Source organism: Oerskovia gallyi, assembly GCF_014836745.1.
GTDB lineage: Bacteria > Actinomycetota > Actinomycetes > Actinomycetales > Cellulomonadaceae > Oerskovia > Oerskovia paurometabola.
Map to the genome: position 1 here is coordinate 24,493 of NZ_JACSQE010000019.1, position 11,454 is coordinate 35,946.

The 11,454-nt window shown below is 73.8% G+C and carries 9 protein-coding genes and 1 pseudogene; 5 read left to right on the forward strand and 5 right to left on the reverse strand.

What is annotated here, in order from left to right:
- Window positions 1-5: 5 nt before the first annotated feature.
- Window positions 6-1,199, reverse strand: coding sequence for a pyridoxal phosphate-dependent aminotransferase (locus tag H9640_RS18505; RefSeq protein WP_191792245.1), 1,194 nt, complete (start codon window positions 1,197-1,199; stop codon window positions 6-8).
- Window positions 1,200-1,347: 148 nt separating this feature from the next.
- On the opposite strand from H9640_RS18505, the gene H9640_RS18510 reads away from it, so the two are divergent.
- Window positions 1,348-1,695 carry an STAS domain-containing protein gene (locus tag H9640_RS18510; protein WP_318243845.1) on the forward strand — a complete coding sequence of 116 codons (348 nt, stop codon included), beginning with the start codon at window positions 1,348-1,350 and terminating at the stop codon, window positions 1,693-1,695.
- 200 nt (window positions 1,696-1,895) lie between these two features.
- Here the strand turns inward: H9640_RS18510 and H9640_RS18515 are convergent, their stop codons facing one another.
- Window positions 1,896-4,586, reverse strand: coding sequence for a SpoIIE family protein phosphatase (locus H9640_RS18515; RefSeq protein ID WP_225227475.1), 2,691 nt, complete (start codon window positions 4,584-4,586; stop codon window positions 1,896-1,898).
- A 183-nt stretch (window positions 4,587-4,769) separates the two neighbouring features.
- On the opposite strand from H9640_RS18515, the gene H9640_RS18520 reads away from it, so the two are divergent.
- Both H9640_RS18520 and H9640_RS18525 read left to right on the forward strand, forming a co-directional pair.
- Window positions 4,770-5,444: a DnaJ family domain-containing protein gene (locus H9640_RS18520; RefSeq protein ID WP_191792246.1), complete on the forward strand. Its 675-nt coding sequence runs from the start codon at window positions 4,770-4,772 to the stop codon at window positions 5,442-5,444.
- 51 nt (window positions 5,445-5,495) lie between these two features.
- On the forward strand, window positions 5,496-6,716 hold the full coding sequence (locus tag H9640_RS18525; RefSeq protein ID WP_225227476.1) for an alpha/beta hydrolase: 1,221 nt from the start codon (window positions 5,496-5,498) through the stop codon (window positions 6,714-6,716).
- On the opposite strand, the gene H9640_RS18530 is transcribed toward H9640_RS18525, so the two are convergent.
- Entirely contained in the window at window positions 6,707-7,210 is a 504-nt protein-coding gene (locus H9640_RS18530; RefSeq protein ID WP_191792254.1) for a low molecular weight protein-tyrosine-phosphatase, read from the reverse strand. The two genes, H9640_RS18525 and H9640_RS18530, sit on opposite strands and share 10 nt — an antisense overlap.
- 135 nt (window positions 7,211-7,345) lie before the next feature.
- On the opposite strand from H9640_RS18530, the gene H9640_RS18535 reads away from it, so the two are divergent.
- Entirely contained in the window at window positions 7,346-8,257 is a 912-nt protein-coding gene (locus tag H9640_RS18535; RefSeq protein WP_191792247.1) for an SDR family oxidoreductase, read from the forward strand.
- 53 nt (window positions 8,258-8,310) lie between these two features.
- The gene (locus tag H9640_RS18540) at window positions 8,311-10,029 is read left to right on the forward strand and encodes a DHA2 family efflux MFS transporter permease subunit (RefSeq protein ID WP_191792248.1); all 1,719 of its coding nucleotides are present in this window, start codon (window positions 8,311-8,313) and stop codon (window positions 10,027-10,029) included.
- 380 nt (window positions 10,030-10,409) lie between these two features.
- On the opposite strand, the gene H9640_RS18545 is transcribed toward H9640_RS18540, so the two are convergent.
- On the reverse strand, window positions 10,410-11,231 hold the full coding sequence (locus H9640_RS18545) for a class I SAM-dependent methyltransferase (protein WP_191792249.1): 822 nt from the start codon (window positions 11,229-11,231) through the stop codon (window positions 10,410-10,412).
- A 143-nt stretch (window positions 11,232-11,374) separates the two neighbouring features.
- A pseudogene (locus tag H9640_RS19350) lies at window positions 11,375-11,454 on the reverse strand (TIGR00730 family Rossman fold protein); the annotation flags it as partial.

The window sequence follows — 11,454 nt, forward strand, 5'->3', positions numbered from 1 at the left end:
GCCCGTCACACCCGCCGGTACCCCGCGGCCCGCCACGCCGCGATCCGGTCGACCGCCTCGGCCACGACCTCGGGCGCGGCCGCGAACGACAACCGGACCCACTCGTGGCCGCGCACGCCGTCGAAGTCCGTGCCGGGCGTGAGCGCGACCCCGGTGTCGGCGAGGAGCCGCTCGCACCACGTGACCGAGTCCATGCCCGACCCGGCGACGTTCGCGTACACGTAGAACGCACCGTCCGCCGGGGCGACCGGGTCCCAGCCCAGGTCGTCGAGCCGGTCGAGCACCAGGGCGCGCGAGTCCGCGTACCGGGCGACGTTCGCCGCCGCCGCCGCGTACCCCTCGTGGGTCAGCGCCGCGACGCCCGCGTGCTGCGCGAGCGCCGGCGGGCTCAGCGCGATGTTGCCCGCGAGCGCGTCGACCGGGGCCACGAGGTCCTCGGGCAGCACGAGCCACCCGAGCCGCCACCCGGTCATGGCCCAGTACTTGGAGAACGAGTTCACGACGACCGCGCCGCCGTCGAGGAACTGCGCAGCGGTCGCCGTCTCGCCGGCCTCCGACGCGGGGTCGGCGTAGACGATGCCGTGGTAGATCTCGTCGCTGACCAGGCGCACGTCGTGGTCGGTGCACCACGCCGCGAGCTCGGCGAGGTCGGCCGGCGGGATCATGGTCCCGGTCGGGTTCGCCGGGCTCGCGACCACGAGCCCGTCGAGGCCGCCCCCGTAGTACGCCTCCATGAGTTGGGAGACCGTCGGCTGGTAGCGGGTCTCGGGGCCGCAGTCGAGCTCGACGACCTCGCACCCCAGGGCCGAGAGGATGTTCCGGTACGCGGGGTACCCGGGACGGGCCAGCGCGACGCGGTCCCCCGGGTCGAACGCCGCGAGGAACGCGAGCATGAAGCCGCCCGACGACCCCGTGGTCACCGCGACGCGCGACGGGTCGACGCTCACACCGTAGGTGCGTCCGTAGTGCTCCGCGATCGCCTGGCGCAGCGCCGGCACGCCCAGTGCCTCGGTGTAGCCCAGGTCCCCCGACTCGAGGAGCTGGATCGCCCGGCGCCGCACGACGTCGGACGCGCCCGTCGCGGGTTCCCCCGCGCACAGGTTGAGGACCGGCTCGCCCGCGTCGCGGCGGGCGTTCGCCGCGGCGAGGACCTCCATGACGGCGAACGGGGGGACGTGCGACCTGCGGGAGACCTTCATGAGGCCATCATGCCCGGGGTTCCGGGCCTCGCGGGCCCCCTCGAGCACCGGGTGAACTGTGCAGGTCCGGTGACGGAGCGAGTCCTGGAAGGAAACCGGGCCAGAAGTTCCGTAACCTGGCACGGGTCCCGGTCGACAAGCGACCGGGGTGCACACCACTCAGGACACGAGCGAGAGGCGAGCAGTGCCGGAGCACACGACGCAAGGGGGAGTCCGCATCGACGACTCCGGACCTCGATGGACGATGTGGGGTGAGGTCGACGCCGCGGTCCAGGACCGCTCCGAAGGGGACCTCGTCCGATCGCTCGAACGCGCCGACGGCCCCGTCACGATCGACCTGACCGACGTCACGTTCATGGACTCGGGTGGTCTGCGGCTGCTGTACCTGTCCCTCCTCGCCGGGGGCGCGGCCCCCGTCCTGGTCGGCGTCCCGGAACGCATCCGGGACCTGCTCGAGATCAGCGGTGTCCTGACGCAGTTCACGCTCGTCGACTGACCCGTCCCGTCGCCGCGGCCACCACCCTCTCGGCCGCGCCGTCGCACCCGTCCACCCGAACAACCGGACCCATCGGAGGAACCTCTTGGACACCTCGATCGCCTCGTCCCGTCCGCCCGAGAACTTCCACGTGGTCCGCGTCTGGCAGCTCGACTCGATCGACGAGCTCTCGACGTTGCGTACCTCGCTCCACCTCGAGCTCACGGGGCGCCCGCTCGCTCCCGACGGCGCCCTCGCCGAGGTCCCGGAGAAGATCGTCCTCGTCGCGAGCGAGCTCGCGACGCACGCCCTGCGCCACGGGCGCCCGCCGACGACGGTCCAGCTCCTGACCGACGGCGAGGAGTACATCGTCGACGTGATCGACCAGGACACGAGCCGTGCCCCCGTGGTCGCGGCACCGCGCCTGCCGGGCGACGGGGGCTTCGGCCTCGTGCTCGCGCAGCGGATCGCCCTGGACGTGGGTTGGTTCGTCGCGGACGGCAAGCACGTGTGGGCACGCCTCGGAGTCCCCCGTGAGGCGGTCGGACCGCCGGTACCCGTCGCGGCGGTCCCCTGACCGCTCGCTCCCGTCGAGGGCCGGTCTGCGCCGAGGACGGCTGAGGGCCGTCCTCGGCCTCGCCGACGGCCCGACGACGCAGCACCAGCAGCGTCGCGTCGTCCTCCGACGCGGGGTCCCGGGTCTCGCGCAGCACGGCGTCGACGTCGCCCACGTGCTCGGCGAAGGTCCCGGCGAGCCGACGCAGCCCGACCTTGAGCGACTCGTCGCGACGCTCGAAGAGCCCGTCGCTGTAGAGCACGAGGGCCCCGCCGGGCGCGATCGACGTCGTCCCGGCCTCGAACCGCGGCGCGGCGAGCCCGAGCGGCGGCCCGCCCAGCAGCCGACCCCACACCACGCCCTCGCCCGGCACGAGGAAGAAGGGCGGCGGGTGGCCCGCGGTCACGTACTCGACAGAGCCCTCGTCGAGGTCGACGACCGCGACGACGAGGGTCGCGATCTGCCCCGGCATGGTCCATCGCACGGTCTCGGCGAGCTGCTCGACGGCCCCGCGAGCGGTGCCGTCCTGCACGAGCGCGGCGCGCAGCGTGTTGCGGAGCTGCCCCATCGAGGCGGCGGCCTGGAGACCGTGGCCCGTGACGTCCCCGACGACGAGCCCGAGCGCCCCCGAGGGCAGGCGCAGCGCGTCGTACCAGTCCCCGCCGACGAAGCCGCCACCGGCCGGCTCGTACCGCGCGGTGACGGTCCAGCCCGGCGTGTCCGGCAGCGACGCGGGCAGGAGGCTCCGTTGCAGGGCCTCGGCCGCGCGCACGTCGCGGCGCCCGGCCAGGTAGAGGGCCTCGACGAGGTGGCTGCGCAAGGCTCCGGCCGTCTCGACGGCGTCCTCGGCCCAGGGCTCGCTGTGGCCGCGCACGACCTCGCGCCACCGCTCGAACGACTTGCGGGGGCTGAGTCGGACCGTGTCGCCCTCGCTGCTCGCGATGGCCTTGTTGTGGGGGTCGCCGCCCCAGTCGACGCTGCGCAGCACCTCGTCGCGCAGCCAGAGCACGACCTGGCCGTCGTTGAGGTGCACCCCCAGCACGCCTGCGACGTCGGGCAGGTGCTCCGCGAGGTCCGGGGCGGCCACGCGCAGCGACTCGATCGCGACGACCTCGTCGTCCGCGGCCGCGAGCCGGTCCGCGACCCATCCGGCGAGCAGGGCGACCCCGGCGTCGTCGGGCACGCGCCCGAGCGAGGCCCAGCGCCCCTCCGCGACGACCAGAGCACCGTCGGCGCCCACGAGGTCGAGCAGGCGCCGGTCGGCCGTGAGCGCCTCGACGAGCGACGTGTCCTCGTCGCGGCTGCCCGCGACGAGGCCCGCGAGCAGCCGCGCCGACGCGCGCGAGACCGCCAGCCGGTCCTCCTCGCTCTGCGCGACGAGCAGCACCGACAGGGCGGCGCCCAGGAACTCCGCGGCCGCGCGCACCGCGTAGGGCGGGTGGTGCGGCCCCGAGTAGTGGTGGCACGCGATGAGGCCCCAGAGCTTCCCGTCGCGCAGCAGCGAGATCGACATCGACGCACCCACGCCCATGTTCGCGAGGTACTCGAGGTGGATCGGGGAGACGCTGCGCAGCGTCGAGTACGTGAGGTCGAGCGGCTGCCCCGTGGTCGGGAGGTCGGTCGGCACCACGTCGCACGGCACGTAGCCCACGTCGTCGATCAGCCGGATCCAGTTCTTCTCGTACAGCGCGCGGGCCTGGCGCGGGATGTCGGTCGCGGGGTAGTGCAGCCCGTAGAACGAGTTCAGGTCCTCGCGCTTGGCCTCGGCGACGACCTCGCCGTTGTAGTCGGCGTCGAAGCGGTAGATCATCACGCGGTCGAAGCCCGTGAGCCGCCGCACGTGCCGCGCCGCCGTCCCGAACAGCTCGGGCAGCGTCCCGGCCCGGTCGAGGTCCGCGAGCGCCGCACGCACGGCCTGGTAGGTGTTGGGGAAGCTGAGCGGTCGCACGACCGCGGGCTCGAGCTCGATCACGACCACGGGCTCGGCGTCGGCCGGCAGCGGCGGGCGGTGCAGGATCGCGTCGGTCGCGACGTCGTGGGCCGCACCGGTGCGGATCTCGACGGGGTTGTGCGACGCGAGGTCGGTGTGCTGCGCGACGTGCGCGAGGAGCCGGGCGCCGTCGTCGGGTCCCAGGACCTCGGTCAGGGGCGTGCCGAGCACGTCCTCGGTGCCGCGTCCCAGGACCTCGCGCACGGTGGTCGAGCACTGCACCACGTGGCCGTCGGACTCCCGCACCACGAGGAGCGCCCCGCGGGGCTGGATGCGCCCGGGGACGTGGATGGGCTCGCGCGCGCAGTTCTCGAGGTCGATCGCCTCGGCCGGGCTGAGAAGGTCTTCGTCCGTGCTCTGTGCCATGTGCACCCCACCTCCCGCAGGTTCGCGGGCCGTTCATGGCAGCGCGCTGCCGACCAGTCCCGGCGGCTTCCTCACCGGTGACGAGCACGCCCGGCCGGAAGAGCCGGGCGGCCCAGCGTACAACGCCCGAGATCGGCGAGGATGGGGACAGCACCCGTCCAGCGACGACCGTGGGAGGACCCGATGACCGAGGACGACCCCGTGCGCCGGGCCGCGCAGTACCGCGTGGACCGCGAGACGGCACGCGAGACGGCGGAGGCAGCGGCCGACGCGAACGCCCCGCGACCGGCCGACGAGACCGACGACGACGGTCCCGCCCGCCCGCGGCTCCCGCTCGAGAACCGCGGCCAGTGGGTCGACGAGCTGGTCCGCCAGGCCATGGCCCGCGGCGAGTTCGACGACCTGCCGCTCGCGGGCAAGCCCATCCCGGGCCTGGGGGCGCGCTACGACCCCGACTGGTGGCTCAAGAACCTCGTCGAGCGCGAGCAGATCACGGGCATCCTGCCCCCGGCACAGCTGCGGGCCGACGACGCCCGGCTGCGCGACGAGCTCGACCGCCAGTTCTCCGAGGAGTCCGTGCGCGAGGTCCTCGCCGAGTTCAACGCACGCGTGGTCGACGCCCGGCGCCAGCTCCTGGGCGGCCCGCCCGTGGTCACGCCCCTGCGGGACGTCGAGGAGGAGGTCTCGCTCTGGCGCGACCGACGGGCGGCTCGCAGCGCCACGGCGTCGCCCTCGGGCCCGACGACGGCACGCACCTCCCGGGACCGCTCACGCCGGGAGGGCGACGGCCCGGGCGCGACGGGCTCACGGCGGTGGTGGCGCCGTCGGCGGCCGACGGACGATCCGCCGACGACCTGACCCACCCGGCCCCAGCGAGCGCTCCCACGCACCGGCTCCTACCCTCGGGACATGCCCGAACCCACCGCCCCGACCGCCGAGACGAGGGGCTGGGTGCCCGACGTCCTCGACGGGTTCGAGCAGCTCACCCTGCCCCTCGACCCCGACGACGAGGGCGAGGTCGTCGCGACGCTGGTGCGGCGCCGTCGGGCCGCGGGCGGCGACCCGCTCCACGGGGGAGCGCGCCCGACGGGCGTGCGCGACCGCGGGATCGACGTCCTGTACGTGCACGGCTGGTCCGACTACTTCTTCCAGACCGGGCTCGCGGACTTCTGGGAGGGCCAGGGCGCGCGGTTCTTCGCGCTCGACCTGCGCAAGTACGGTCGCAGCCTGCGTCCCGGCCAGACCCCCGGGTTCGTCACGAGCCTCGCGACGTACGACGAGGACATCGAGGCCGCGCTCGCGGCGATGGGCCACGGCGTCCTGACGGCCGACCCCGCGATGCGTGAGCGCGGCCTGGTCCTCATGGGTCACTCCACGGGTGGGCTCACGCTGAGCCTGTGGACCGCGCGCAACCAGGACCGCGTCACCGGGCTCGTCCTGAACAGCCCGTGGCTCGAGTTCCAGGCGCGCGACATCGGGCGCAAGATGCTCGCCCCGGCGATCGCGCTCCAGGCGCGGCTCGACCCGCGCGTCCCCCTGCCCCAGGTCGACCTCGGCTTCTACACGCGCTCGGTGTCCCGGACGCTCGACGGCGAGTGGGACTACGACCTCACGTGGCGGCCCGTCCGCGGGTTCGTCGTGCACGGGGGCTGGCTCAACGCGGTGCTGCACGGGCAGGCCGCGGTCGAGCTGGGGCTCGGGATCACCCTGCCCGTGCTCGTGCTGCTGTCCACGAGCAGCACGCTCGCCCCCCGGTGGACCCCGGAGATGATGCACAGCGACACGGCCCTCGACGTCGTCGGGATCGCGCGACGGTCGACGGACCTCGGACGCCTCGTCGTCCTCGCGCGCATCGAGGGGGCGCTGCACGACGTGGTGCTCTCGGCCGCGCCGGTCCGGGCGGTGGCCTACGAGCAGATCGCGACCTGGGTGCACGGGTACGTGCCCGAGCCGGCTCGCGAGCCGGATCCCGGCTCCGGCGAGGCGGGGCCCGGAGCGACCGGGGTGAGCGGATGGGCACCGGTCCGGTGGGCCCGCTCGGCCGCGGGCTCCGTGGGGTCGAGCGTGCGCGGGTGGGCCGCTCGGGCGCGCAGGACGCGCGGCTCCCGGGCGCGCCGGCCTCAGGCCTGACGGCGCGCGAGCTCTCCCCGCACGAACTCGACCACGCCGTCCGCGGCGGCCTCGACCTGCGCCAGGCAGTCCTCGAAGTCCTCCATGCCGCCGTACCAGGGGTCGTCGATGTCGAGCAGGTGCTCGTCGCGCTCGGCCCGCTCGGGCGCGACGGCCGGGGCGGCCGGGTCGAACGACCGGTACATGCGCACGTTCCCGTCGCCGTGGAGCCGCCGCAGGGCGCGCGCGTGCTGCGACGTCATGGGCAGCACCAGGTCGCGGGACACGACGTCGCTCGGCCGGACCTGGCGGGCGCGGTGGCCGTCGCCCGTGGCGTACCCGTGCTCGGCCAGGACGCGCCTCGCCCGGCGGTCCACCGGGTTGCCGTGCTCCTCCGCGCTGATGCCCGTCGAGTCCACGACCACGCGCCCGCCCAGCCCCGCGGCCTCGAAGCGGTCGCGCAGCACGATCTCCGCCATGGGCGAGCGGCAGATGTTGCCCGTGCAGACCGTCATCACGCGGTACGGGCCGTGGCCGGGGTCGGGGGTCGGGTCGTGGGTCGGGTCGTGGTGAGTGGTCACGAGACCAGTCTGCCCGAGCCGCACGCCCGCCCCCAGGCAGTTCCCGCGCGCCCGGCCTACCGTGGACGCATGACCATCAGGACGGGTTCGGGGATCGTCGCGGTGACCGGCGCGAGCGGGCAGCTCGGATCGAAGCTCGCGCTGAGGCTCGCCGCCGAAGGGGCCGCGCAGCGTCTCGTCGTGCGGGACGCGTCCAGGACACCACGCCTGCCCGACGGCGAGCCCCTGCCCGACTCCGAGGTCGCGGTCACCGCCGGGTACACCGACACCGAACGCATGGTCCGCGCCTTCCGGGGCACCCGCTCGGTCTTCCTCGTCTCGGCGCGCGAGTCGCCCGACCGGGTCGCCCAGCACCGGGCGGCCGTGGACGCGGCCGTCGCCGGAGGCGTCGAGCGCATCGTCTACGTGTCGTTCGTGGGAGCCGCCCCCGAGGCCACGTTCACGTTCGCGCGCGACCACTGGCACACCGAGGAGTACATCAAGGCCACAGGTCTGAAGTACACGTTCCTGCGCGACAACCTGTACCACCAGGGCCTCGTCCACATGGTCGGGGACGACGGCGTGATCCGCGGACCGGGCGGCGACGGGCGGCTCGCCTCGGTCTCGCACGACGACATCGCCGACGTCGCGACCGCGATCCTCCTCGACGAGCGCCCCCACGCGCACGACGGGAAGACGTACGACGTGACCGGCCCCCAGGCGTCGAGCCTCGCCGAGATCGCGAGCGTGCTCTCCGGCGTCACGGGCCGCAGCATCACCTACCACCCGGAGACGGTCGAGGAGGCGTACGCGTCGCGCGCGGTCTACGCCGCGCCGCCGTTCGAGGTCGACGGCTGGGTCTCGTCCTACACCGCGATCGCGGCGGGCGAGCTGGCCGGGGTGAGCGACGTCGTCGAACGCTTCGCCGGACGGCCCGCGCAGAGCTTCGCCGCGTGGCTCGACGACTACCCCGAGGAGTGGGACCGCCTGCTCCCCGCCTGACCGCACAGCCAGGGGCCGCGCACCACCGCGCCCCCGATCTCGAAGGAGCGCCCATGAGCACGCAGTCGGACGAGACGGGCCGGACACCGCCCGCGCGCTCCGCGCAGAGCCCCGCGCCCCCGGACCACCGGTGGGCCGGGCTGTTCGTCCTCGCCACGGCGCTGTCGATGATCGTGCTCGACGGGACGATCGTGGGCGTCGCGCTGCCGACGATCATCGAGGACCTGCACCTCGACCTGGGCGACGCACAGTGGGTCAACGCGTCGTACTCGGTCGTGTTCGCGGCGCTCCTGCTCACCGCGGGCCGCCTGGGTGACCGTCTGGGACGGCGGAACATGCTGCTCGGCGGCGTCGTGGTCTTCCTCGCCGGAAGCCTCCTCGCGTCGCAGGCCGACGACGCCGGGACCCTGATCGTGGCGCGCCTGATCCAGGGCGTCGGCGGGGCTTTCGTCCTGCCCGCGACCCTGTCGACGGTCAACGCGACGTTCCGCGGCAAGGACCGCGCGGTCGCGTTCGGGATCTGGGGGGCCGTGATCTCGGGGATGGCCGCGGTCGGCCCGCTCCTCGGCGGGTGGCTCACGACGTCGTTCACGTGGCCGTGGATCTTCCTCGTGAACCTCCCGATCGGGGTCGCGGTCATCGTGGGGGCGTTGCTCGTCGTCCCCGAGACCCGCGCGCACATCACGGTGCCGGGGCTCGACGTCGTCGGGCTGCTCCTGAGCGCGCTCGGGTTCGGCGCGCTCGTCTTCGCACTCATCGAGGGGCAGTCCCTCGGGTGGTGGGCGCCCAAGGCCGAGCTCAAGGTCTTCGGGCTGGTCTGGGGGACCGACGCGCCCGTCTCGCCTGTCCCGGTCGTCGGCGCGATCGGCGTGCTGCTCCTGGTGCTCTTCGCGTTCTGGGAGAACCACCGCGCGCGGATCGCACGCTCTGCCCTGCTGGATCTCACGCTGTTCCGCGTCGCGACGTTCCGCTGGGGCAACCTCACGGCGATGCTCGTCGCGATCGGCGAGTTCGGCCTGATCTTCGTGCTGCCCCTGTACCTGCAGAACATCCTGGGACTCTCGAGCCTGGGCGCCGGCGTGGTGCTCGCGACCATGGCCGCGGGCGCGTTCTTCTCGGGAGCCATGGCCAGGCACCTCGCAGCCGCGATCGGGTCGCCGCGCACGATCGTCCTCGGACTGGTCCTGGAGGTCGTGGGTGTGATCGCGGTCGCGCTCGTCGTGACCCCGACCGTCTCGTCGTGGCTCATCGCGGTCCTGCTCGTGATCTACGGCCTGGGGCTGGGGCTCGCATCCGCACAGCTCACCGGCACGACGCTCGTCGACGTCCCCGAGGAGGAGTCCGGGCAGGCGTCCGCGACCCAGTCCACGTCGCGGCAGCTCGGCTCGGCGCTCGGTACGGCGTTCATCGGGGCTGCGCTCGCGATCGGTCTGTCGACCGCGGTCCCGCCCGCGCTCGAACAGGTCGACGGCGTCCCGGCCGCCGTCGCGTCACAGGTCGCCGACGCGACGGCCCAGTCGGCGGGCGGCACGATCCCGCAGCTGCGCGGCGAGGGCACCCGGAGCCAGTTCGGCGAGAAGACGCCCGACGTCGTCGACGCGCTCTCCGACGGGTTCAGCGACGCCACGCGGATCTCGCTGTACGTGGCCGGGGGCTTCCTGCTCCTGGGCCTGCTGTGCTCGACGAGGGTCGTCGCTGCCTCCCGGCGCGAGGGGGTGGACCAGGGCGAGCGGTCCCACGCCGAGGGTGACGCCGCTGACCGCCGAGGGTGACGTGCTGGGCCGCCGACGGTGACGGGTCTGAACCTGTCGAGAAAAAACTCTGGCGACCCCGCGGACGGCAGGCGTAGCGTCGTCGGTACATGGGAAAGGAGGTGGTCCACGAAGTGAAGAATCTTCGGACACATGAGGTGGTTGCACGCTAGTCGTGCCATCGAGCGACGGACCTTGCGAGGAACCCGCGGCCGACAGGTGACCGTCACGTCACCCACGACCAGCGAGTACCGAGCAACCACCGGAGCCCGCGGGAGTCGCGCCCTTGTCCAGCGCGACAGGTGGAGGAATCCACCGGCCCGCGGGCTTCTTCACGCCTCGGCCGAAGGCGCTCTCTCCGGCTGGACACCCTCGGCGGGCACCGGCGTCGCCCTCGGCGGTCAGAACGGCTTGCGCGCCACCACGAGGAACCGCGGAGCCTCGTCCACGAAGTCGTTGCCCGCCGCGAAGTGCATGTGCAGAGCACGCAGGGGCGCCTCGTAGCGCCCGATCGCCTCGGCCGACAGGCTCGCGATCTCCGGGACCTGCCACGCGATGACCTTGAGGTACCAGAGCAGCGAGCTCAGGTCGTGGAAGTGCCGGGTCCCGACGTGCTCGCGCGCCACGTCGATCACGAAACCGGCATCGGCCAGGTCGGCCACCGCGCCCTCGAGCGTCACGTCGTCCGGGTCCCAGGGGAGCTGTGCACCGAGCGCGGTGTTGACCCGGATCCCGTCGCGGGAGTCGACCTGCTGCGTGATGAACACGCCTCCCGGTTCCAGGACGCGCAGGACCTCGGACGGCTCGAACTCCTCGTGCCGGTCCAGGACCACCGCGAACCGGCCGTCGAGGAACGGCAGCATGAGCCCCTCGCCCTTGCTGCTCCCCACCTGCCGGACGTCGACGCCCAGGGGTTCGAGGCGCCGTCGGGCCACGGGGACGTTCGGCGGCCAGCCCTCCGTCGCGGCCGAACCCTCCGGCAAGGGCGCGAGCGAGCCGAAAGCCTCTCCGCCACCGGTCCCCAGGTCCAGGACGGGGCCGCGGCCGCTGCCCACGAGCTCGCGCGCGAGCACCAGGTAGTCCCAGGGCAGAGGGGCCTCGATGCAGCGGTCGTCGATCGGGGACAGGTCGAAGCCCTCGACCGGTGTCGCCCGCGCCCACTCGACGTGCGCCTCGAAGGGGGCGGCGCGGTCGGGGACGGGCGGGACTCCGGCATCAGACATGCGTCGATTGTCCCCCGCAGGAGAGGGCACCGTCGAAACGGCACGCCCGCCCGGACGACCCGAGCGCGCCCGGGGGAAGGAGGTTCTCGACCCGGCGTCCACCGGCGGGAGCCATCTGGCCACGGACCGGGACGAAGCGGTAGTTTTCGTGCGCGCCGACCCGAAGACCGACACCGCCGGCCCGACCTCGGCGAGGGCTCCGAAGCCCTCGACGAACTCGCTC